The sequence below is a fragment of the Streptomyces sp. NPDC053673 genome, from assembly GCF_055585225.1.
In genome coordinates this window covers 1-23183 of sequence record NZ_JBVJKN010000003.1, presented here as the reverse complement: position 1 = coordinate 23183, position 23183 = coordinate 1, and the positions used below count along the sequence as shown (strand labels likewise).

At 69.0% G+C, this 23183-nt stretch carries 18 protein-coding genes and 1 pseudogene; 14 read left to right on the top strand and 5 right to left on the bottom strand.

The features are described from left to right. Positions 1-223 precede the first annotated feature (223 nt). Genes ACZ6ZQ_RS05975 through ACZ6ZQ_RS05960 form a run of 4 tightly spaced genes read left to right on the top strand, consistent with a single transcriptional unit; the run spans position 224 to position 3690 of the window. Positions 224-2347: a sensor histidine kinase gene (locus ACZ6ZQ_RS05975; protein ID WP_469767352.1), complete on the top strand. Its 2124-nt coding sequence runs from the start codon at positions 224-226 to the stop codon at positions 2345-2347. Next, positions 2344-2748: a roadblock/LC7 domain-containing protein gene (locus tag ACZ6ZQ_RS05970; RefSeq protein WP_469767351.1), complete on the top strand. Its 405-nt coding sequence runs from the start codon at positions 2344-2346 to the stop codon at positions 2746-2748. The genes ACZ6ZQ_RS05975 and ACZ6ZQ_RS05970 overlap by 4 nt, the downstream gene beginning before the upstream one ends. Beyond that, the gene (locus ACZ6ZQ_RS05965; RefSeq protein ID WP_469767350.1) at positions 2748-3113 is read left to right on the top strand and encodes a DUF742 domain-containing protein; all 366 of its coding nucleotides are present in this window, start codon (positions 2748-2750) and stop codon (positions 3111-3113) included. Before ACZ6ZQ_RS05970 ends, ACZ6ZQ_RS05965 begins: the two co-directional genes overlap by 1 nt. Continuing rightward, the gene (locus ACZ6ZQ_RS05960; RefSeq protein WP_469767349.1) at positions 3100-3690 is read left to right on the top strand and encodes a GTP-binding protein; all 591 of its coding nucleotides are present in this window, start codon (positions 3100-3102) and stop codon (positions 3688-3690) included. Before ACZ6ZQ_RS05965 ends, ACZ6ZQ_RS05960 begins: the two co-directional genes overlap by 14 nt. A gap of 91 nt (positions 3691-3781) precedes the next feature. On the opposite strand, the pseudogene ACZ6ZQ_RS05955 reads toward ACZ6ZQ_RS05960, so the two are convergent. Next, a pseudogene (locus tag ACZ6ZQ_RS05955) lies at positions 3782-3931 on the bottom strand (AsnC family transcriptional regulator); the annotation flags it as partial. A 613-nt stretch (positions 3932-4544) separates the two neighbouring features. Here ACZ6ZQ_RS05955 and ACZ6ZQ_RS05950 point away from each other — a divergent pair. The 4 genes from ACZ6ZQ_RS05950 to ACZ6ZQ_RS05935 are packed head-to-tail and all read left to right on the top strand — an operon-like array spanning position 4545 to position 8129. Next, positions 4545-5504, top strand: coding sequence for a cytochrome P450 (locus ACZ6ZQ_RS05950; RefSeq protein ID WP_469767348.1), 960 nt, complete (start codon positions 4545-4547; stop codon positions 5502-5504). Next, positions 5498-6169, top strand: a complete 672-nt coding sequence (locus tag ACZ6ZQ_RS05945; protein ID WP_469767347.1) for a hypothetical protein — start codon at positions 5498-5500, stop codon at positions 6167-6169. Before ACZ6ZQ_RS05950 ends, ACZ6ZQ_RS05945 begins: the two co-directional genes overlap by 7 nt. Beyond that, the gene (locus tag ACZ6ZQ_RS05940; RefSeq protein ID WP_469767346.1) at positions 6166-7449 is read left to right on the top strand and encodes a cytochrome P450 family protein; all 1284 of its coding nucleotides are present in this window, start codon (positions 6166-6168) and stop codon (positions 7447-7449) included. The genes ACZ6ZQ_RS05945 and ACZ6ZQ_RS05940 overlap by 4 nt, the downstream gene beginning before the upstream one ends. Beyond that, positions 7446-8129 (top strand): SDR family oxidoreductase, encoded by a 684-nt coding sequence (locus ACZ6ZQ_RS05935; RefSeq protein WP_469767345.1) that lies wholly within the window; start codon positions 7446-7448, stop codon positions 8127-8129. The genes ACZ6ZQ_RS05940 and ACZ6ZQ_RS05935 overlap by 4 nt, the downstream gene beginning before the upstream one ends. A gap of 161 nt (positions 8130-8290) precedes the next feature. Here ACZ6ZQ_RS05935 and ACZ6ZQ_RS05930 read toward each other — a convergent pair whose 3' ends face one another. Together ACZ6ZQ_RS05930 and ACZ6ZQ_RS05925 are read right to left on the bottom strand one after the other, a co-directional pair. After that, positions 8291-9058, bottom strand: a complete 768-nt coding sequence (locus tag ACZ6ZQ_RS05930; RefSeq protein WP_469767344.1) for an SDR family NAD(P)-dependent oxidoreductase — start codon at positions 9056-9058, stop codon at positions 8291-8293. Beyond that, entirely contained in the window at positions 9055-10062 is a 1008-nt protein-coding gene (locus tag ACZ6ZQ_RS05925) for an NADP-dependent oxidoreductase (protein WP_469767343.1), read from the bottom strand. The genes ACZ6ZQ_RS05930 and ACZ6ZQ_RS05925 overlap by 4 nt, the downstream gene beginning before the upstream one ends. Before the next feature lie 463 nt (positions 10063-10525). Here ACZ6ZQ_RS05925 and ACZ6ZQ_RS05920 point away from each other — a divergent pair, with 463 nt between their 5' ends. Both ACZ6ZQ_RS05920 and ACZ6ZQ_RS05915 read left to right on the top strand, forming a co-directional pair. Then, on the top strand, positions 10526-11290 hold the full coding sequence (locus ACZ6ZQ_RS05920; protein ID WP_469767342.1) for a thioesterase II family protein: 765 nt from the start codon (positions 10526-10528) through the stop codon (positions 11288-11290). 248 nt (positions 11291-11538) lie between these two features. Next, the gene (locus ACZ6ZQ_RS05915) at positions 11539-14379 is read left to right on the top strand and encodes a helix-turn-helix transcriptional regulator (RefSeq protein WP_469767341.1); all 2841 of its coding nucleotides are present in this window, start codon (positions 11539-11541) and stop codon (positions 14377-14379) included. 27 nt (positions 14380-14406) lie between these two features. Here ACZ6ZQ_RS05915 and ACZ6ZQ_RS05910 read toward each other — a convergent pair whose 3' ends face one another. After that, positions 14407-15039, bottom strand: coding sequence for a response regulator (locus tag ACZ6ZQ_RS05910; RefSeq protein WP_469767340.1), 633 nt, complete (start codon positions 15037-15039; stop codon positions 14407-14409). Next, a complete protein-coding gene (locus tag ACZ6ZQ_RS05905) occupies positions 15029-16273 on the bottom strand; it encodes a sensor histidine kinase (RefSeq protein WP_469767339.1) in 1245 nt (414 codons plus the stop codon). The genes ACZ6ZQ_RS05910 and ACZ6ZQ_RS05905 overlap by 11 nt, the downstream gene beginning before the upstream one ends. Positions 16274-16482: 209 nt before the next feature. On the opposite strand from ACZ6ZQ_RS05905, the gene ACZ6ZQ_RS05900 reads away from it, so the two are divergent. The 4 genes from ACZ6ZQ_RS05900 to ACZ6ZQ_RS05885 all read left to right on the top strand — a co-directional run. Then, entirely contained in the window at positions 16483-17043 is a 561-nt protein-coding gene (locus tag ACZ6ZQ_RS05900; RefSeq protein ID WP_469767338.1) for a hypothetical protein, read from the top strand. Between the two features lie 50 nt (positions 17044-17093). After that, a complete protein-coding gene (locus ACZ6ZQ_RS05895; protein WP_469767337.1) occupies positions 17094-17594 on the top strand; it encodes a PH domain-containing protein in 501 nt (166 codons plus the stop codon). After that, complete coding sequence (locus ACZ6ZQ_RS05890; protein ID WP_469767336.1) at positions 17591-19147, top strand: PH domain-containing protein; 1557 nt, start codon at positions 17591-17593, stop codon at positions 19145-19147. The genes ACZ6ZQ_RS05895 and ACZ6ZQ_RS05890 overlap by 4 nt, the downstream gene beginning before the upstream one ends. A gap of 465 nt (positions 19148-19612) precedes the next feature. Further along, positions 19613-23183 (top strand): type I polyketide synthase (locus ACZ6ZQ_RS05885; protein ID WP_469767335.1); only part of this gene is annotated, 3571 nt, incomplete at its 3' end.

The window sequence follows — 23183 nt, the reverse complement described above, 5'->3', positions numbered from 1 at the left end:
GGCCGTGCTGTCGGCCTGTCCCCGCTCTCCCCGCCCTCGAGGACTGATGTCTCCCATAGAACCCGAAGGCCCCCGAGACCCATCGGGAATTCGTCGACGGCGTACCGTGCGCCTGCGTACCTTGCTCATTTGGCTGGCGGTGGTCCCCACCGTGGCGATGGGTGTCCAAGTTGTCGTGACGGCGGACCGGTTGCTTGAACAGTCGGAGCACTTGCGTCGCGATGTGGCGACCGGTGAACGGATCGGCGTCCCCCTGTACAAGCTCATGACCGAGATGCAGGCCGAGCGGTCGGCGACGGCCGCACGGTGGGCGCGCTCTTCCGTGTCCGAGAAGGACCTGCGGCACCGGCGCACGGCAACGGACCTCGCCGCGGCCGAATTCCGCCGCTCGTCCGCGACCGCCACGGCTGGATCGGAGCAGGCGGACCGTCGCCTCCTGGAGGTGACGGAGGGCCTCGACGACCTGGGGACCTACCGGGAGCGCGCGGACGCCCGCAGTGGCAGCGCCGACAGTACGATCGCCTTCTACACCGGCATGATCAGCCAGATGATCCGCTTCTACCAGGACGAGTTCAGCCACCTCGAGGACGGCGCGCTCGCCCAGGAGAGCCGCGTGGTCGTCGCCATGTTCTCGGCGTCGGAGATCCTGGCGCAGGAGGACACGATCCTCGCGCAGGCCGGACCGTCCAGGGAGCTGACCAGCTCCCGGTTCACCGACTTCGTCAACGCCGTCGGAGCCCAGCGCTACCTGTACGACATATGGATCGTGCCGTATCTGTCCGATGCGGATGGCGAGCTCTACGCGCAGATCAACGGCTCGGAGGAGTGGCAGACCAAGAGCCGCATCGAGCGCGCGGTCGTGTCCGAGCACGGGGACATCGGCACGCGTGTGAAGCTCCCCAGGGAGGTCAACGGCTGGCGGGTCGCGCATGAGAAGTGGGCGGCGCAGTGGGGCACGCTCAACGCCGACCGGGCGCGCGCGCTGCTCGCACGGGCCGACGCCAAGGCGGCAGAGCTCGAGGCGGAGGTCGCCTGGCTGGTCGCGGGAAGCGGCGGGGCACTGCTGGTCGTCGCAGGTGTCGTCGTGTTCACCACGCGCACCGTGTTCCGCCGCCTGCGCGGTCTGTACGAGCGCACGATGACCATCGCCGAGGAGACGCTGCCGGATGTCGTGGCCCGGCTGCAGCGTGGTGAGCCCGTCGATGCCGACACACTGCCCAGGACGACCGGTGCTCAGGACGAGGTGGGACGGATCAGGGACGCGTTCGCCCGGGTCGTCGCCGTGTCCGTCGACGGGCACAGGCAGCTCGCGGACGAACGTCATGGTTTCGGTCTGTTTGCCGCGGGCATCGCCTCACGTACCGGGAACCTGGTCAGCCGCCAGTTGAGCCTCACCGAGGACCTCCAGGACTCCTTCGGCCACGACACGGCGCTCCTCACCCAGTTGATGCGATCCGACCAGCTGACGGTGGGCATGCGGCGGCAGGTCGAGAACCTGCTCATCCTGGCGGGCGGTGAGATCCCTGACCCGCACACCGAGCCCATGCGCGTCGCCGACCTGCTGCGCGAGGCTGCCGCGGAAGTCGAGGACTTCCGGCGGATCGAGCGGCAGGCCCTGGACGAGATCAGTGTGGCACCGCGCGTGATCAGCCAGATCAGCCATCTCCTGGCAGAGCTGCTGGACAACGCCACCCGGTTCTCCCCGCCGAGGTCGAAGGTCGTCATCCGGGCCGAGCTGGTGGCGGACGGGCTGTCGCTCGAGATCGAGGACCGTGGTCCGCGCGTGACCCCGGCGAGCTACGAGGAGATGAACGGACGGCTGCACTCGGCCCCGCCGTACGCCGTACTGGCGGAGAACGCGCACCGGCTGGGTCTCTTCGTGGTCGGCCACCTCGCCGAGCAGCTCCGGGCCAGGGTCATGCTGCGCAGGTCGGTGTACGGCGGGACGTCGGCGGTAGTGATCATCCCCAAGGAACTGCTCGTGCCGACCGAGCACGAACAGCCGCACGAGTCGGCGCCGCCCGTCCCCGCACCGCTGCGCAACGAAGAACGCAAGCCCGAGCTGGTCCTGCATTCGCGGTCCGGGCTGCCGAGCCGTCGGACACATGAGCGGTCGCAGGCGAGCGCGCTCCCGATCCGGCCCGTGGCACCGGACGGCGACTCCCGGCCGCCCCTGCCCGAGCGCGTCCCGCAGACCCACATCGCCGAGCAACTCCGCGCGCCACGCGCACCGGAACCAGTGGCCGGTCAGAGCGAGGCGACACCTGAAGAGGTGGCCGACGCATGGGCGGACTACGAACACGGAACCCAGACAGTGGAACAAGAGCTCCGACAGGACCAGCCATGACGACGGCACCGAACGACATGATCTTCAGCATCCTGGACAACAACCTGAGCAGGATCGCCGGCATCCAAGGAGCCGTGCTCCTGTCCAACGACGGGATCAAGCTCAGCGCCTACCTGCTGGAACGGCCCCAGGCGGAGCGCATCGCCGCGGCGTCCTCCGGAATCGCGGCCACGATGAAGGCGATATCCCGGGAGGTCGGCGGTGGCCGGGTGATCCGCCAGCTGGTCGAGATGGACGACAGGTATCTCTGCATCGTCGGATGCGGGGAGGGCAGCACGCTGATCGTCGTGACCTCGCGCAAGGCACGGCTCGGGGAGCTGGGCGGCGAGGCGGTGCGGACCGCGCAGGCGCTCGGTGAGTGGCTGGGCACCCCTGAGCGCACCCAGGCGCCCACGTCGTAATGCCGGACGATCCGCAGCGCCGAGGCCGTCGCCGGACGCGGCTGTACGCACTGACCGATGGCCGTACAGCCGCCCCGCACGCTGTCCTGACCATGGACACCACGATCACGGCGGCGGTCGCCGCGGACAGCCACGGTGGTCTGCCCACCGAGTGGCAGGCCATCCTCGCCATGTGCCCGGCGCCGGACGGGCGGGCGGTCGCCGAGATCGCGGCCCGGATGCACATGCGCCTCACTCCGATGACGGTCCTTCTCGGCGAACTCGCGGACCGCGGGCTGATCCACCACCGGCCGCCCCTGGCGGAGGCCGAGACCACCAATGTCCACCTGCTCATGAGAATCAGGGACAGCCTTGCCCGGATATGACTCCCCTGCCCAGGAAGCGGCCCCCGTCAAGATCCTGATCGCCGGGGGATTCGGCGTCGGCAAGACGACGCTGGTCGAGGCGGTCTCCGAGATCGAGCCGCTGCGTACGGAGGAACGGCTGACGGCCGCGGGTGTCGGCGTCGACGACCTCGACGGCATCGAGTCCAAGACGGTGACCACCGTCGCGATGGACTTCGGGCGTATCACCCTCACCGACGCCGGAGTCGTTCTCTACCTGTTCGGTACACCGGGCCAGGAGCGCTTCTGGTTCATGTGGGACGACCTCCTGAACGGGGCCCTCGGCGCGATCGTGCTGGTCGACACCCGACGCCTGGACCGCAGCTTCGCGGCCGTCGACTTCTTCGAGAACCGCGGGCTTCCGTTCGTGGTCGGCGCGAACTGCTTCAACGGCGAGCAGCCGTACACGGCCGAGGAGATCAGGGCGGCGCTGCATCTGCGCGACCCGAACACGCCCATCCTCATGCTCGACGCCCGCTCCCGTGAGGACGTCCGGAACGCCCTGCTCTCGCTCCTCGACATGCTCATCGCCAAGGCACACACCGCCGCGCCTGCGTGACGGAGCAGGAGCCGGCCGGTCCGGGGCGGCCGGGAGCGCGCCGGAAGAAGATGGACTTCGGGGGCTACTCGCGGATCTCCTTTGTTTCCTGCTCCCGCAGCCTGTCCACCCGGCGCTTCACGGCGGGCGCCGAGAGGCCGATCGCCTTCCCGATCTCCCGCAGGCCGGCCCGCGCGTCGGCCACGAGCATCGCGACGATCTTGCGGTCGAGTTCATCGAGGTCGGGTACGCGCCGGGACATGGGCCATCTCTCTTCTCGGGGACGGGCGTGTGTCGAGCGCCCCCGCGCGGCTGGGGTTCCTCACTTCGTGCGGGGCGGCGCAGCGCAGCATCTCATCACCGGGCGCCGCGCCGGCAATCGGAGTTTCCCTCCCGGCAGCAATCACGAAGTGCGGCTTGTTCGGCACCCCTCAGGTGCAACCCAGGGGTTGCACACCGCGCGACTCACCCGTTCGGAGTAATCCGGCTGGGGTCCGAGTAGCACGTCACCCGATTGGAGTGGTCAATGGTGGTGCGCTGAAAAGAGATCTCCGCTGCACCCCGGAAGAGGGCCTCCGTCCCACGGACACGGGGCTGGCCGGCCCGCCACCACCGTCACGGCGAGGGGTGACGCCATGGGAACCATCGGCTCCACCGACGCCCTTGTGGATGTTCACTCAAGGGACCCGTATCCCGTCTATGAGCGGTTGCGTGAGACCGCACCCGTGTACAGGTGCCGGACCGGCTCGTACCTGCTGACCCGCTACACGGACTGTCAGCGTGTCCTGACCGAACGCGAGTGTTTTCTCGCGCCGGGCGCTCGCAGGGCTTCCGGTGGGACACGGCATCATCCGGCGCCCGTTCTGGCGCGTGTCATGAGCTCACAGAACCCACCCCGGCACACCAGGATGCGTACCGCGGTGGCCCGGCGATTCGTCGAGCATGTGAGGTGCCGGCAGCCGTGGTTCAGCAGGCTCTGCGACCAGCTGATCGAGCCAGTGGTGGAGACCCTCCGCAACGGCGTCGCCGACATGACCGCACTCGCCGAGACCATCCCGCGCGACACGATCATGCATTTGCTGGGACTGCCGCAGGGGGATCGGGACGTCGTGTCGGCGCTCGTCGCGGACATCTTTCCCACCTCCGGGCCGCTCCCCGGACAGGACAGCGGTGGCGCCGCGGCGATGCGGCAGCTCACCGACTACCTCCAGGCGGAAGTGGTCCGCCGGCGCCGTGCGCCCGGCGATGATCTGATGTCCGAACTCGTCCGTGCCCACACCGACTGTCCTGAGGCCCTGCCCCATGACGAACTGGTCAGCATTGTCACGGGACTCATGGTCGCCGGGTACCCGCAGATCGCTGCGGGGATCGAGACGGGGATCGTCCTGATGATGCGCCACCCCGAGAGGGCGGTCTTCCTGGACGGCCCTGCCGGCGCCCGGATGTTCGTCGACGAGGTGCTCCGCTACGACGCGCCCGTACAGTTCACCCCCGCCCCCCGGATCCCCACGAAGACGGTGGTCCTCAGCGGTGTGTCGATACCCGCGGGGTCGCAGGTCTGGCCGGTGCTGGGTGCCGCCAACCGGGATCCCGGCGTGTTCTCCCGGCCGGACGAATTCCGGCCGGGGCGCGACGGCGCACGTCACCTGAGCTTCGGCGGAGGCGCTCACTACTGTCTTGGCGCCGAACTGGTGTACCTGGAGATGTCGATGGTGCTGCGGCGGCTGCGGCAGCGCCTTCCGGATCTCGCGCCTGCCCGGCCACCGGTTCAGCGCTTCGGGCGGCTGCGCGGGTTCACCTCTGTTCCTGTCGTACGACCGGAGTGCTCATGGTGATGAACGGCAGCGGCCCCGATGAACGCGCGGACAACGTGCACGTCTTCCTGGAAAGCGCCGCTTGCTCCGCCTTCCTCGACGCCGCGCTTCGCATCTACGAAGAGATCAGGCCCGGCTTCCCCTACGCGTGCTTCGGCGTGCTGGTCGGCTGCATGCGTGGCGACAGCGCACGCGTCGAGCGTGTCGAATTCGGTCGCAACGTCCGGGCCACCGACAGTGCGGCCCTGGGAGAGTTCTCGGAATCCATCATTCCCTGCTTCGGAGCGGCCTACGAGAACCCCCATCGCGGATACTGGTGCGATTCCATCGACCTGCTCCGTATCATGCGGGACGCCGAGCTGGATGGGCTTGACATTCTCGGGTCGATTCACCTTCACCCCGACTGGCACAACATCGACTCACCGGGCGGCAGCGGGTCGCCGCTGAGCGAACACCCGACGCGGATGGACAAATACGTCTTCGTCAACACCGGGTGGCCGGTCAATCTCATTTGCTACCTGGAGCGTCGGAACCGCAGCATCTACCACTCATGGGGCGCGTGGACTCCGTGTACGGCCGACCCGTCGAACCCCCATTGCGACGCGTTGCCGGTGCGCCTGGCGCTGCCTGCTCATGCACGAGTCCAAAGGACACAAGCGACTCCGCGGTACAGGGAGGACCCGTGACTGCCGAACAGGCCGACAACGACGCCTCTTGCCGCAGGCCGCCCGACGAGACGGCTGCCGGCGGTGTCACCGATCTCATGGCACAGAAACGCTACGTCGAAGCACCGTACGGGCTGCTGGCGCAGCTGCGGGCCGAAGGCCCCGTACGACGCGTGGTGTTCGCAGGCGCTCCCGTATGGCTCGTCACGCGCCATGAGGACATCCGAACCCTGAGCAGAGATCCACGGTTGAGCAGTGATCCTCGGCGCTGCAACAGAACCGTGCAGTCCGTTCCATGGGTATTCGCCGGCGAAACCTACACCGTCACGCGCAACATGCTCCGCTGCGACCCCCCGGACCACACCAGACTTCGTGCGCTGGTGGCGGGTGAGTTCACACCGGGCCGCATCGATGCGCTGTGTCCACGCATCCAGGAGATCACCCACGAACTCATTTCCCCATTGCTTCCGCTGGGGCGCTTCGATGTGATCACCGACTTCGCCAAGCGTCTGCCGCTCACGGTGATTTCGGAGGTACTGGGCGTGCCTGCCGAGGGGCGCGACACCTTTGCGCGGCTGGCCGGCGTCTACGTGGAGATGAGCGAGGGCGACCAGCGCCGTATGCCGGAGGCCGCCGCCGAGATGCGCGATTACCTCACCGGGCTGCTGAAGGCGAAGAAGGATTCCCGCGACGGTTCCGACGACCTGCTGGGACGGCTGCTCGAGACCGATCACGAGGAGGACGAGGTGATCAGCATGTCCTTCCTCCTCCTGGTGGCCGGTTTCGAGACGACCGCGAATCTCATCGGCAGCGGAGTGCTGGCGATGCTGGAACACCCCGAGCAGTTGGAGCTGCTCCGCAGCCGGCCGTATCTCATGGGGCAGGCGATCGAGGAGATCCTGCGCTACAACGGCCCCATCAAAATGGCGCCCGTACTGCGGTTCACGACCTGCGAAATGCAGATCGGAGAGGTCACCGTGCCCGGAGGCGGAGAAGCCGTACTGCTGTCCTACGGCGCCGGTAACCGGGACCCGGATCGCTTCGCCGATCCCGACCGGTTCGACATCCTCCGTGACAGTCGAGGACACCTCGCGTTCGGGCACGGGATCCACCACTGCCTGGGCGCGCCGCTCGGCAAGGCGGAAGGCATGATCGCGCTGCGCGCCCTCCTGGAGCGCTGCGACGAGCTGGCGCTCGCTGTCGATCCCTCCGAACTGACCTGGGGACACAGCCGGTTCATGCGAGGACTGACCAGCCTGCCGGTCACGTTCCGGCCCGTTCTGCGAGGTACTGCGTCATGACAACCACACGACCACGCGCACTCGTGACAGGAGCTTCCCGGGGCATCGGGGAAGCCATCGCCCGCGCACTCGCGCCCACACACGATGTGCTCCTCGGCGGCCGCGACGTCCGGTCACTCGAGAGGCTCGCCCACAACCTGCCGGGCAGGGCCCGTCCATGGGTGGCCGATCTGGCACACCCCGGCGGACTCGCCCGGGCCACCGCCGACATCGATCGCCTCGACGTGCTCGTACACAATGCCGCCGTCGCCGAGCCCGGCGCGATCGCCGATGCCTCACTGGACGTGTGGCAGCGAATCTTCGCGGTCAACCTCTTCTCGGCCGCCGAACTCACCCGGCTGCTCCTGCCGTCACTTCGCCGGCGCCGAGGACATGTGGTCCTGATCAATGCGGGATCCGGACTCCGGATCAAGTCGAACCGCGGTCCCTACACCGCCAGCAAGTACGCGTTGCGAGCGTTCGCGGACGCCCTGCAGGCCGAAGAGAAGGCCAACGGAGTCCGGGTGACCTCGATCCACCCGGGCCCGACCGACACCGAGCTGCAACGCAAGGCAGCCGAACGAGCGGGCCACGAGTACTGCCCGGACCACTTCCTGCGGCCGGAGTCGGTGGCGGCCGTCGTGCTGAACGCGGTACGGGCGCCGGCGGACGCGACCGTGACCAACGCCGTCATCGATTGAGCACTGCCCAGCAGCCGGCCGGGCGCCCACCGAGCCGTCGCGCCGCTGCAGGGAGCCGGTCTCGTGCGGCAGGCGACGCGGGCCGGTGCCGATCGCGCTCGCGCGCACCGGCCGTGATGGAGTCCCTCGCCCATCCGGCCGGGCGTGCGTCGGCACACTCTTCAGATCGCCGGAGCCGGTAGCGCCCGGGGTACGTTCCGGAACCGGAAGGGCTCCGGCTCGCGGCCTGCCTGCACGAACCAGCACTCTCCGGCGCCGTCGCCGGTGACGATCCGCACCACCGCGTCCGCCACCACCTCCGCCGGGATCACGGGCACCCCCTCGTCGGAGAGCATGTCGCGCAGCGGGTCGATGATCCGCGACTCGGCGAACCCCGGACAGATCGCGTTCACGCGGATTCCCTCCCCCGCGAGAGCCGGCCCCAGCGAGCGTGCGAGTCCCACCACCGCGTGCTTGTTGGCCGCGTAGACCGGGTCGAGGGGAGCCGCAGCCAGGCCGGCCAGTGAGGAGGTCGCCACGATCACCCCGCCGCCGCGGGCCCGCAGAGCGGGCAGGACCGCGTGCACGCCGAAGACCACTCCGTCGAGGTTGGCGCCCATCGCCCGGCGGTAGCGCGCCACGTCGAAGTCGTCGCCGACACCGCAGCCCGTCGTCACGCCCGCGTTGAGGAAGGCGATGTCGACACCGCCGCAGTGCTCCACCACGCGGTCCACCAGCGCCCGGTTGGCCTCCAGGTCGGAGACGTCGCAGGCGTGGAAGCTGCCGCCGACGAGCTCGGCCACTTCCCGGCCTCCCGCCGCGTCGAGGTCCGCGACGACGACCTCGGCACCGGCCTGTGCCAGCGCCAGCGCGGTGGCACGCCCCAGGCCACTCGCGCCACCGGTGACGATCGCGACCTTGCCCTGAAGCGGCGGCGGTACGGTGCTCACGCCAGCTCCAGAACGAGCTTGCCGACGTTCTCACCGCGGAAGAGCATCTGCAGTGTCGCGGGGAAGTCGTCCACCGTGCCCTTCACCACATGCTCCTTGACCTTGATCCGGCCGTCGCCGATCCAGCCGGCGATGTCCTGCGTGGCCTGCGTGAAGCGCTTGGCGTAGTCGAAGACCACGAAGCCCTCCATCCGTGCCCGCCGTACGAGCAGCGACAGGTAGTTGGACGGGCCCTGGACCGGTGTCGCGTTGTTGTACTGGCTGATCGCACCGCAGACCACGACGCGTGCGTGCATCGCGAGCCGGGTGAGGGCCAGGTCGAGAATCTCTCCTCCGACATTGTCGAAGTAGACATCGATGCCGTCGGGCGTCTGGTCACGCAGCGCGCCCTTCAGATCGCCGGAGCGGTAGTCGATCGCCGCGTCGAAGCCGAGTTCGTCGGTCAGCAGGGCGCACTTCTCCGGGCCGCCGGCGATGCCCACCACGCGGCAGCCCTTCACCTTGGCGATCTGGCCCACCAAGGTACCGACCGCACCGGCGGCGCCGGAGACCACGACGGTGTCACCCTCTTTGAGGGCGCCGACGTCGAGCAGTCCGAAGTAGGCGGTCATGCCCGGCATGCCCAGTGCGCCCAGGAAGGTCGGGAGCGGGGCGAGTGACGGGTCGACCTTCACGGCGCCCTTGCCGTCGGAGACGACGTGCTCCTGGACGCCGAACGTGCCGACGACATGGTCGCCGGGCTGAAACGCGGGATGGTTGGAGGTCGTCACCTCGATCACCGATCCCGCGCGCATGACCTCGCCGATGCCCACGGGTGGCAGGTAGGAGGGGCGGTCGTCGAGCCATCCACGCATTGCGGGATCGAGTGAGATGAAGCGCGTCCGCCCGGCGAAACAGCCGTCTCCCGGTTCGGCGACAGGCGCTGACGCGTGCTCCCAGTCATCTGCTGTGACCTCACCCACGGGGCGGGCTGCCAGGCGGATCTGGCGATTGATCGCAGACATCGAGCCTCCAGTTGCTGAGTTACCGGAAGCATACCGACCAGTCGGCATGGCTCTTGTGTGGGCTGGGTCACATCGCGGGTGCGATCGCCTGCCGCTGGAGGCCGCATCCGTAAAGCAAACGCAAAAAGGCGGCGCCTCGCGGGGAGTGGGAGACGAACCACTTCAAGCCATCCAGCCAGAAGTCGCTGATGTCGGGAACCGATCCGGAGCAACCGGCAGAGGTCGGCGGAACTGTGCCCCGGCCGCTCCGCGCCGGGCCCGGGCGGTGCCCTATGTGACGGGCTATCACGCCAGTTCAGGGGCGCGGGCAGGGGTGTTCCGGCCAGCGTAGGGGTGTCGAGTAGGGGTACTCCCGACTTTGGCTGCTCTGCTAGACATGGCCTCGTGAAACGTATGTACCAATGTGTTCGCGCCGTCGAACGCCTGCGCCTGTATCTGGGACTCGAACAGGGAGTTTCAGTCCGTGATTGAGAAGCAGAACACTGGCCGCTGGGTTCGCCGCTACCACCCTTCGGGCGAAAGTCCGATCCGGCTGGTCTGTCTCCCGCACGCCGGCGGCTCGGCCCCCTTCTATTTCCCCATGTCCCAGTCGCTGGCTCCGGCAGTGGACGTTCTGTCGGTGCAGTACCCCGGCAGACAGGACCGCAGAGAGGAGCCCGGGATCACCGACATCGGCGTCTACGCCGATACGCTGACCAGAGAACTCGTGCCGTGGCTGGATCGGCCACTGGCATTCTTCGGCCACAGTATGGGTGCGATTCTGGCCTTCGAGGTGACCCGCAGGCTGGAGCGCGACCACGGCATCACGCCGGTGCGGATCTTCGCCTCCGGGCGGCGCTCGCCCTCGAGCTTCCGCCGTGAGACGGTGCATCTGCGTGACGACGACGGCATCGTGGCGGAAATGCGTGAACTCAGTGGCACTGATTCGAGGATTCTCGGCGACGAGGAAATTCTTCGTATGGTGCTGCCTGCCATTCGCAGCGACTACACCGCGATCGAGAACTACCGCGCGGCGCAGGAAGACATCGTGCGGACCCCTGTCACGGTGCTGACCGGTGATGCCGACCCGAGAACCAGCCGGGAAGAAGCGGATGCCTGGGAAGGGCACACCACCGGTGGGTTCGACATTCATTGTTTCCCTGGTGGCCACTTTTTCTTGGCGAATCATCAGGAGCGCATCATGAAGATCGTCTCCGAAGTACTCGCCGCAGCGGCTCGCAAGGACTGAGCAGAGCGCTGTGGAGGAGCCGGGAAACCCCGGTACGCCCCGTGCCAGCCTCCGCCACAGGCGGAGGCCGGGAAGCCGAATGACCAACGGCTGCCCGACGGACGATCACACGGGGCAGGCCGCGATGGCGGCCGGGCGGTGCACACGGTGCACACGCAGGACACACGGTGCGACGGCGCCTTCCTCGAGTGTCGGCCGGCCCGTCGTGAAGTCTCCGGAAGTTGTGCAGTGTGGGGGAAGGGAAGTCTGTGGCGGCAAGGCTGATCGAGCGCGAGAAGCAGCTGGACACGCTGAATGAACTGTTCGGCAGCGCACTGCGTGGCCGGGGACGTGTCGCCGTCATCAACGGGGCCGTCGCCAGCGGGAAAACGAGCCTGCTGGAAAGTTTCACCGATGAGGCCATCTCCGCCGGTGCGCTGGTCCTCGAAGCCGCCGGCTCCCGAGCGGAGCGCTATCTTCCCTTCGGCATTCTGCGCAGGATCCTCGACAGTGCCGCGCTCATTTCGCCCGAGGTCAACGCCTACGCCTCCGAACTGCTGGACCGCGTCTCGGCCGAGACAACCGACGCCGAAAGTGCGGTCGAAGCAGGCAAGCGCGTCATGCCCCACGTCTGCGCCGCGCTGCTGCGGATCGCCCGCAACAGGACCATCGTCATCGCCGTCGACGACGTCCACCATGGCGACGAACTATCCCTCCACTTCCTGCTGTGCCTCGCCCGCCGGGTGCGGCAGGCACGCGTGCTGATCGTGCTCACCGAAGCCGTCCGGCTGCGGCCTGCGCAGCTCGCCTTCCACGCCGAACTGCTGCGCCAGCCCAACTGCACCACGATCCGGCTTCCCCTGCTCACCGAGAGCGGCACTGCGAGCGTCCTCGGCGACCACGTCTCGGCGTCGACGGCGCATCGGCTGTCCGTCGAGTGCCAGGAGACCACCGGCGGCAACCCGCTGCTGCTCCGGGCGCTGCTGGAGGACAGTCTCACGGCTCTCCGGGACAGTGAGTCGTTCCAACGGCTCGCCCCCGCCGAGACCTTCGAACAGGCGGTGCTCGACTGCCTGCACCGCGGCGACCCCGAGATGCTGACCGTCGCCCGGGGCGTTGCCGTACTCGGCGACGCGTGCTCCGCCGACCAGCTCAGCCGTATCGTCGACCTGCATGTCAAAGCCATCCAACAGGCCCTCCAGGACCTTGGCCGGTGCGCGGTTCTGCACAAAGGTGCCTTCCGTACCCCCGCGGCCCGCACCGCCGTCCTGGAGGCCGCCCCGCCCGCTGCGCTGTCCGCCCTGCACCTGCGGGCCGCGAAGCTGCTGCACCAAGAGGGGGCTGCCGCGCTGGACGTGGCCCGTCACCTCCTTGCCGCCCGCAAGAACGTCGAGGACTGGGCGATCCCCGTTCTCCAGGAGGCGACCGAGTACGCCCTCGTCGAGGACGAACACGAACTCGCCCTGCGATGCGGTGAACTGGCCGTCGCCTCCTGCCCCAAGGGGCCCCGGCGCGCCGCCCTCAAGTCCCGGCTGGTGCGCATCGTGTGGCGCAGCAGCCCGGCCGCGGCGGAGAGTCATCTGCGGCAGCTGTCCCGCGAGCTCGCCGCCGGCCAGCTCTGCGACCGCGATCTCGTCCAGGCTGTCTCGGCGCTGGTGTGGATGGGGCAGGCCCAGGGAGCGGGCGAGACGCTACGTCAGCTGCGGACCGCCGGCCCCCACCCGTACGACCCGAGCACCCTCGCCGCCGCCCAGAGCTGGCTCACGATGGTCAGCCCGCCGCTCAGCGCCCTGTTCGAGGCCGTGGAGCCGCCCAGGACAGCGTTGTCAGACACGCCGGGGACGCAGCCCGCAGCGCTCGCGGCCGTACCGTACGACAAGCCCGACAGCGCCTACGTCCAGGCCGCCGACGCCGTCAGGACCGCCCTGCGCGGAGGGCAGACGGAAGCCGCCGTCTCCGAAGCCACCCGGGTACTCCAGTGCTACCACCTCAGCGACCGCACTCTCCAGCCGCTCGTCTTCGCCCTGATGGCCGTCGTCTATGCCGGGCGCCTCGACCTGGCGCTCGACTGGTGTGATCGGCTGCTCGGCGAGTGCTCCGCACGCAACGCCCCGACCTGGCACGCCGCCCTCGGCGCGGTACGGGCCGAGATCGCGCTACGCCGCGGCGACCTGCCCGGCGCGGCCGCCCAGGCTCGGCAAGCCCTGTCCCGGATCTCCTCGCAGAGTTGGGGTGTGGGCATTGCGCTGCCGCTGGCCATCCTCGTCGAGGCCGAGGTTCACATGGGCAACCACGAGGAGGCCATGAGTCTGCTCGAACAGCCCGTACCCGAGGCCATGTTCGCCACCCTCTCGGGTCTGCACTACCTCAAGGCCCGGGGCCGTTGCCATCTGGCGACCGGGCGCCACCATGCCGCCTTGCGCGACTTCCTGACCTGCGGCGAGCTGATGGAGGCCTGGGGCATGGACGCCGTGGAGTTCGTGCCGTGGCGGCTCGACGCCGCCGAGGCATGGCTGGCTCTCGGCAACACCGCACGCGCCCGCGAGTACGTCGAGCAGCAGGAGCAGTGCGAGGCGGGGCCACCGGGCAGCCGTCCCCGCGGCTCCCTGCTGCTCCTGCTCGCCCGCACCAGCGGCAACTTCAAGTACCGGCTCAAGCGGCTCAGCGAGGCCGTGGAGACCTTGGAAGAGGGGCAGGACCGGCTTCAACTTGCCCTGGCCCTTGGAGAGTTGGGCAGCAGCTACCGCGCTCTCGGCGACATCAACCGGGCCCGGATGCTCGTCCGCAAGGCCTGGCACGTAGCCAAGTCCTGCGGCGCAGAACCACTGTGCCGGCAGTTCATGCCCGGCCAGAGCGACGGCGAGGTGGGTGCCCAGAGCGGCCGGGAGGCGGAGCCGCCCAAGGAAGTCGAGGTCCTGTCGGAGGCCGAGGCGCGGGTGGCATTGCTGGCGGCGCGCGGCCACACCAACCGTGAGATAGCAACGAAGCTGTACGTCACCGTGTCGACGGTCGAGCAGCATCTGACGCGTATATACCGCAAGTTGAAGGTCAAGCGGCGCCGCGATCTGCCCGCACGGCTCTCGGACGTCAGCCTTCCGGGCATCGCCTGAGAGCGAGCACATCCGCGACCGAGCGTCTCACGACAGCAGGCCGCGCTCCAAGGCCGTGATCACCGCGGCCGTGCGATCCGAGACGGACAACTTCTTGAACGTGCGCAGCAGATGCGTCTTCACCGTCGCCTCGCTGATGAAGAGGCGGCGGCCGATGTCCGCGTTGGTCAGGCCCAGGCTGACCAGCTGCAGCACTTCGCGTTCGCGGTCCGACAACGCCGGCGGTTCCACCACCCGGGCCCGGAAGAGCTTGGGGGCGAGCGAGGGGGTCAGGACCGTTTCGCCGCGTGCCGCCGCTCGCACCGCGTGCATCAGGTCGTCGCGGGAGCTGCCCTTGAGCAGATAGCCCGCCGCGCCTGCCTCCACGGCCCGCAGAATGTCGGTGTCGCTCTCGTACGTCGTCACGATCACGACCTTGGTGGCGGGGGAGGCGCGCAGGATGTGGCCGGTGGTGTCCACCCCGTCCATACCGCCCATCCGCAGGTCGAGCAGCACGATGTCGGGGGTCAGCCGGGCGACCATCGCGATCGCCTCCTCGCCCGAGCCGGCCTGTCCGACGACGCTGATGCCGTCGGCGGACTGCAGCATCGAACTCAGACCCTCACGTACCACTGGATGGTCGTCGACCAGCAGGACGCTGATAGCAGTGTCAGCGCTCATCGGCTGCCTCTCCGTTCACCGGCACCGTCACCTCGATGGTGGTGCCCTCTCCCGGGCGGCTGACCACGGTCGCCGCCCCGCTGATCTCCTGTGCGCGGGTCCGCATTCCGCGCAGCCCGAAACCCTGCTGGTCCTCGGTGACGGTGAATCCGGGCCCGTCGTCCCGTACGAGCAGCCGCACGGCGCCCTCCGAGTACACCAGCCGGATCTCGGCCGTGCGGGCCTTGCCCGCATGCTTGCGGATGTTCGCGATGGCCTCCTGGAGGGAGCGCAGCAGCACCACGTTGAGTGTCATCGGCAGTTCCCGCTCGTTGCCCTCGATGCTGACGTCCACCCGCATGCCGGTCTGTGCCGTCAGGCCCTCGGCCTGCCGTCGTGCGGCCTGCACCAGCGACGACTCGCGCAGCGCGGGCGGGGTGAGCTCGGCGACGAACCCGCGGGCCTCCGCCAGGCTCTCGCGGGCCACGCGCCCCGCCAGCCCCAGATGCGACCGGGCGAGTTCCGGATCCGCCGTGAAGTCTGCCTCGGCGGCCTCTACGAGGCTGATGATGCTGGTGAGTCCCTGGGCGAGGGTGTCGTGGATCTCCCGGGCCAGCCGCTCGCGTTCCGCGGAGACCCCCGCCTCGCGCGACAGCCGGGCGACACGCTCCCGGTTCCGGCGCAACTCCTCGATCAATCCGGCCCGTTCCCGGCTCTGCCGGGTCACGCGGGTGATCCACAGCCCGAGCATCACGGACAGCGTGATGCCGAGGAGCGAGGTGGGCAGAACGGCCAGGATGCCGCGGTCCAAGGTGCCGCGGCGCAGCCACACCACGATGACCGGCATCAGATTGGCCAGCATGACCACGGCGATGGCCGGTGAGGTCGCCAGACTCATCATCAGCATCGGGACCACGGCGAACAGCGCGAAGGACGCGGCCAGGTCGAAGACCACGGCAACCGTGAACAGCACGAACAGGCCGATGGAGAAAACGATCTTGCGCTGGCCGTGTCCATGTCCCTGCTGAAGCATCGCGCTGCGACCCAGGGCCGCGTACCAGGGTACGGCCAGGGTCAGCGCGGCCATCGCGATGGCACGGTCGGCCTGCTCACCCACGGAGGTGAACAGCAGCATGGTGGTGACGGCGTACGAGACCGCGAAGAAGGCGTCCCACAAGCCGAACCATCGGGTTCCCGCCTCAGAGGCGGGTTCCAGAACGTCGGCCGCGTCCCCAGCCCGGGCTTCAGTGCTCACCCGACAAGTCCTATCACCCTCGCCGGACTCGGCACGAAAGCGGCAACGGGTCCGCCGGCGTACACCGTGTCCACCAGTCGGTTGACAGCCGAACCCACTGGTCGGTTGTCCCCGCGTTCCCCGCACGAGCCCTAGCGTCGAGTGCAGAGGCACGGAGACTGCACCGCCGAACGACAGGTACCGCCGAAGGATTGGAAGAGGCACACCCCATGAGCCCGTTCTTGACCGCGCTGATCGCCAGCGGGACGATCCTGATCATTGTTCTGTCGACCGACCTCGGTACCCGTCGCGTCACCAACATGCGGATGCTGCGTTCCATCGCCGCGGTCGTCATTGTCATTGCGCTCTTCGTCCACACATTGCCGGCCGACGGCAACGACCCCTTGCTCCAGCTCGCCGGCATCGGCGCCGGTGTCATCTGCGGGCTGATCGCTTCGGCACTGCTCCCCGCCCACCTGGACGCCTCCGGTGAGATCTTCACCAAGGGCGGTATCGGCTACGCGCTCGTATGGAGCGTGCTGTCCGCCTCACGTGTGCTCTTCGCCTACGGTTCAGAGCACTGGTTCAGCGAGGGCATCATCCGTTTCAGCATCCACTACAAACTCAGCGGCCAGGACGTCTATTCCAACGCCTTCGTCTTCATGGCCCTGTCCATGGTGCTGACGCGCACCGCCGTCCTGCTGAACAAGCGCCGCCGGCTGCGCGACCAGGACACTCCGGCCGCCGGCAGCACGGTCGCGGCCCAGGAGGGCTCCGTCAGCGCGCACTGACCTCGCCAGTTCCGGTTCGGGTGCGTGATCTCTCAAAGCAAGGGTGAACAGTGGAGCGCTTGGATGATGTGAGGCTCAGGCCTCCCCGAAATCGTGTCGAAGGCCGGGCTCTCGGCTGGTGGACCCTGCAGTCGGCGATGTCCGCCCTGCCCCTGCCGTTCGTCTTCGGAGCGCTGTACCTCTTCATCCCGCCCGCGCGGCCCTTCTTCGGCTGGGCCTTCCTGATCTCGCTCGTACCCGGCCTCGCCTACATGGCCGTCATGCCCGTCTGGCGCTACCGGGTGCACCGTTGGGAGACCACCGACGAAGCCGTCTACGCGACGTCCGGCTGGCTCTGGCAGAGCTGGCGTGTCGTTCCGCTGTCCCGCATCCAGACCGTGGACACCCTTCGCGGCCCCCTTCAGCAGCTCTTCGGTCTCTCCGGCATCACCGTCACCACCGCCTCCGCCACCGGCGCCGTGAAAATCAAGGGCATCGACCATCGGACAGCACAGGAAGTGGTCGAGCACCTCACCAAGTCCACCCAGGCCACGCCGGGAGACGCGACATGAGCCACGACACCGAGCAGCGGGGGACCACCGTCACCTCCCACCGTGGCGGCGTCGCCGAGGCCACCGAGTGGCGGAAGCTCAGCGCCCGCCTGCTGCTCGTCAACCTCAGCATGCTGGGCGGACCGCTCGCGCTCTTCATCGTCACGCTCGTCCTGACCGGCGCGAACCTCCAGGCGCTCATCTCCCTCGGCTCTCTGCTGATCACCTTCCTGGTGATCACCGGGATCAGCACGATGCGGCTGCTCACCACCCGCTTCCGCGTCACCGGCGAACGCATCGAACTGCGCTCGGGGCTGCTCTTCCGCAGCCGCCGCTCGGTCCCCGTCGACCGGATCCGCAGCGTCGACCTCGACGCCAAGCCGATGCACCGCCTCTTCGGCCTCACCTCTCTGCGCATCGGCACCGGCGAACAGAGCTCGTCGTCCACCCGCAAGCTCTCACTGGACGGCATCACCGGACACCAGGCGCGCGAGCTGCGCCGGCTCCTGCTCGACCGGCGTGGTAGCGACATCACCAGCGGCTCCGACAAGGACGTCACGATCGCGGAGATGGACTGGGCCTGGCTGCGGTACGCCCCGCTCACCATCTGGGGCGTCGGCAGCGTCTTTCTCGGCGCCGGCACCGCCTACCGCATCCTGCACGAGATGAAGATCGACCCGCTCGAACTCGGCATCGTCAACGACATCGAGGACCGGTTCGGTTCCGTACCCCTGTGGTTCGGCATCCTCGTGGCGATCGTGGCCATCGTCGTCGCGGGAGTCACGGTCTCCACCGTCACCTTCGTGGAGGCCTGGGCCAACTACCGCCTGGAGCGCCTGCAGGACGGTGTCTTCCAGGTCCGGCGCGGCCTGCTCGTCTCCCGCTCCGTCACCCTGGAGGAGCGCCGACTGCGCGGCGTCGAGGTCAACGAGCCCATGCTGCTGCGCCGGGCGGGCGGGGCTCGGCTGAACGCCATCGCCGGCGGCCTCGGCAATCGCGACGAGAACCGCAGCCGCCGCTGTCTGACCCCGCCCGTACCCCGGGAAGAGGCCCTGCGCGTCGCCGCCGACGTCCTCGCCGAGGACCGGTCCCCGACGGAGCTCACCGAGCTCGTCCCGCACCCTCGCGTCGCCCTGCGCCGCCGCATCAACCGAGGCCTCATGGTCCTCGTGCCCATCGTGGCGATACTGCTGGGGCTCGGACTGTGGCTGAGCCCCGTCCTGGTGCACTCCGCCTGGATCACGGCCCTGGTCGGACTGCCCGTCGTCATCGCCCTCGCCAACGACGCCTACCGCACGCTCGGCCACGGCATCCGCGACCGCTACCTCGTCGTGCGCGCAGGCACCTTCGCGCACCGCACGGCCGCCCTCCAGCGCGACGGAGTCATCGGCTGGAACATCACCCGCTCCTTCTTCCAGCGCCGCAACGGACTGCTCACCCTCGGCGCGACCACCGCCGCGGGCGACGGCATCTACAGGGTCCGCGATGTCTCCGTCGGCGACGGGCTCGCCTTCGCCGAGGAGGCCGTGCCCAAGCTGCTCGCGGCGTTCATCGAACGCGTCCCCCGCGGCTGACCCTCCCAAGACCAACTGGCGATCCCCCGAGAGGTGGAGGGGCGGCGACCCCCGTGCCGCCCCTCCACCTCGACATCTCGACCGGACTGCCTCGACAAGCGGCAGGGGCCGTATCCGGACATGACTTCCGGATACGGCCCCTGCCCGCGTCCCTCCACAGGCAGCCCGCCGTTGGCGCCCCCGAGACGAACAGAACGCGCACGGGAACGCGCACGGGAACGCGCTCGTCTCGGGGAGGCATTCATTTGCCGGGCCGGAAGTCAGAGGATGAAATAGCATCGAAATTCTTGCAATTGCCAGCCTTCTCGGCGCATCCTGATGTAGTCGCGCACGCCAGTCAAGGGGTGCTTCCCGGGGCTCTGAGATAGGGGTCCATAGGGGCTTGTTAGGGGTTTCTCCCACTTCTCACGCATGCGAGAGTGACCCCTGGTCTTGGAATCTTATCCGGGGGTAATGGAGCGCGCGATGGTGAATCAGTCCGAGGATTTCACGCCCGAAATCAATGTCGCCTCCGAAGCCGCTGCCGAAGCCAAAGCCAACGGCGCCTCTGGAACCGGTGCTGCTGCCGAAGCTGACGGTGCCTCCGAGACCGGTGTCGCCGCCACAGCCGCTGCCGCCTCCGAGACCAGCGGAACACCAGGCGGGAGCCCCGAGGTGACCACGTCGTGGCGGCAGCGCCTGACCGGCCTCACCGAGCCCGAACAGCGCACCGCCCTGCTGGAGTGGGTCACCTCGCTGACCTCCGCCGCGCTGCGGGACTCCGCCCCCGCCACCCTCGACCCCCACCGCCCCTTCCTGGAACTGGGCTTCGACTCGCTCGCCGCCGTCGACCTGCACGCTCGGCTCACCGCCGGAACCGGCCTGCGGCTGCCGGTCACCCTCGCGTTCGACCACCCCACCGCCGCCCACCTCGCCGGCCATCTGCGCACCGTGATCCTCGGCCTGGACGATGCCGCCGAGGCGCCCGTCACCGCCGCCGTCAGCAGCGACGAACCCATCGCCATCGTCGGCATCGGCTGCCGCTTCCCCGGCGGCGTGGAATCCCCCGAATCGCTGTGGGACCTCGTCGCAGCCGGCACCGACGCCATATCGGAATTCCCCACCGGCCGAGGCTGGGACCTCGACTCGCTGTACCACCCCGATCCGGACCGATCCGGAACCAGCTACGCCCGCGAGGGCGGCTTCCTGCATGACGCGGACCAATTCGACGCAGCATTCTTCGGTATATCACCGCGCGAAGCACTCGCCATGGACCCGCAGCAGCGACTGCTCCTCGAAACGTCCTGGGAGGCATTCGACAGGGCCGGCGTCGACCCCGCCCGACTGCGCGGCGGCCAGGTCGGCGTATTCGTCGGCGCCGAGACCCAGGAATACGGCCCCCGACTCCAGGACGCCACCGACGGATTCGAGGGCTACCTCGTCACCGGAAACGCGGCGAGCGTCGCCTCCGGCCGCATCGCCTACACCTTCGGATTCGAGGGCCCGACGGTCACCGTCGACACCGCCTGCTCCTCCTCGCTCGCCGCCCTCCACCTGGCCGTACAGGCACTGCGCACCGGCGAATGCTCCCTTGCGCTCGCCGGTGGCGCCGCCGTGATGGCCAGCCCCGGCTCGTTCATCGCCTTCAGCCGCCAGCGGGGCCTGGCCGCCGACGGCCGATGCAAGCCGTTCGCTGCCGCGGCCGACGGTACGGCGTGGGGCGAGGGCGTCGGCATGCTGCTCGTCGAGCGCCTGTCGGACGCGCGCGCCAAGGGTCACCCGGTGCTCGCCGTCGTGCGGGGCTCCGCCATCAACCAGGACGGCGCCAGCAACGGCCTCACCGCCCCCAGCGGCCCCTCCCAGCAGCGCGTCATCCGCCAGGCGCTCGCCAACGCGGGCCTGGCCACCGCCGACGTCGACGCCGTCGAGGCCCACGGCACCGGCACCACCCTCGGCGACCCGATCGAGGCCCGGGCGCTCCTTGCCACCTACGGTCAGGACCGGCCCGAGGACAGCCCACTGTGGCTCGGCTCCCTGAAGTCGAACATCGGCCACACGCAGGCAGCCGCCGGTGTCGGCGGCATCATCAAGATGATCATGGCGATGCGGCACGGCGTGCTCCCGCAGACCCTGCACGTCGACGCGCCGACCCCGCACGTCGACTGGGACGCCGGTCAGGTCTCCCTGCTGACGCAGGCCGTGGAATGGCCGGAGACGGGCCGCCCGCGCCGCGCCGGAATCTCCTCGTTCGGCATGAGCGGCACCAACGCGCACGCCATCATCGAAGAGCCGCCGGCCGAGGACCGCGCCGACGCGCGGACGGCTGTAGCGGCCGACCCCGCAGCCGCAGCGGAACGCGTGGCGGAAGCGATGTCCGCACCGGAACAGGTGCCGGATGCCATGCCGGCGTCGGAACAGGTGTCGGATGACGCGACCGCATCCGCCCTCCTGCCCTTGGCCCTGTCCGCCAAGACCCCCGAAGCCCTTCGCGCCCAAGCCCGCCGACTCAGCGCCCGCCTTGCGGCGGACACTGACGCCACACCCCGCGACATCGGCCACTCGCTCGCGACCACCCGCGGCGTCTTCGAGCAGCGCGCCGTCGTACTCGGCGACGACCGCGAGGCGTTCCTGCGCGCCCTGCACGCCCTCGCCGAGGGCACCGAGACACCCTCCGTCGTGTACGGCGCACCCGCTACCGGCAAGCTGGCGTTCCTCTTCACCGGGCAGGGCAGCCAGCGCCTCGGCATGGGCCGTGAACTGTACGACGTCTACCCGGTGTTCGCCGACGCCCTCGACGACGCTTGCTGGTATCTGGACGACCAGCTCGAACTCCCGCTCCTCGACGTGCTGTTCGCCGAGGAGGGCACACCCCAGGCCGCGCTCCTGCACCAGACCGCCTACACACAGCCCGCGTTGTTCGCGGTCGAGGTGGCGCTTTTCCGGCTGATCGAGTCATGGGGTGTGAAGCCGGACTTCCTGGCAGGGCACTCGATCGGTGAGATCGCCGCCGCGCATGTGGCGGGCGTGTTCTCGCTGGAGGACGCGTGCATGCTGGTCGCCGCACGCGGTCGCCTGATGCAGGCGCTGCCAGGTGGTGGCGTGATGATCGCGGTGCAGGCGTCGGAGGACGAGGTTCTTCCGCTGCTTACGGAGCGAGTGAGCATCGCCGCCATCAACGGCCCGCACTCGGTCGTGGTCGCGGGTGACGAGGACGCAGCGGCGGAGATCGCTGCCGGATTTGCCGCGCAGGGCCGTAGGACGAAGCAGCTCGTCGTCAGTCATGCGTTCCACTCGCCGCACATGGACGGCATGTTGGAGGAATTCCTCCGAGTGGCGCAGGTCCTGGAGTACGGCACGCCCACCCTACCCCTCGTCTCTCTCCTCACCGGCCGCGCCGCCGGCGCCGGCGAGCTGGCCAGTCCCGAGTACTGGGTGCGGCACGTGCGCGAAGCCGTACGATTCCTCGACGGCGTACGCACCCTTCAGGAGCGCGGCACCAGCACCTTCCTGGAGCTCGGCCCGGACGCGGTGCTCACCGCCATGGTGCAGGACTGCGTTCACCCGCAGGACGGCGTGGACGCGCAGGACACCGCTTTCGCCGCCGCCCTGCGCTCCGGCCGCAGCGAAACGGGCACCCTGCTCACCGCTGTCGCTCGCGTTCACGTTCGGGGGGCGGAGGTGGATTGGGCGCAGTTCTTCGCCGGTACCGGTGCGCGACGGGTCGAGCTGCCGACGTACGCCTTCCAGCGCTCGCGTTACTGGATGGACTCGCGGACCGCCGCCAACGAAGCCGCTGCCCTGGCAGCGCATGGTACCGATTCAGCCGACAGGGCCTTCTGGAACGCGGTCGAGCACGAGGACGTGTCCGAACTCGCCGCCGCGCTCGAACTGGACCTCGACGGCGAACAGCCGCTGAGCGAGGTCGTTCCGGCGCTGTCGGCGTGGCGCCGCCGACGCCGTACGCAGTCGGTGGTGGATGGTTGGCGTTATCGGGTGACGTGGAAGCCGTTGGCTGATGTGTCCCGGGGGCGGTTGTCGGGTTCGTGGCTGGTGGTGG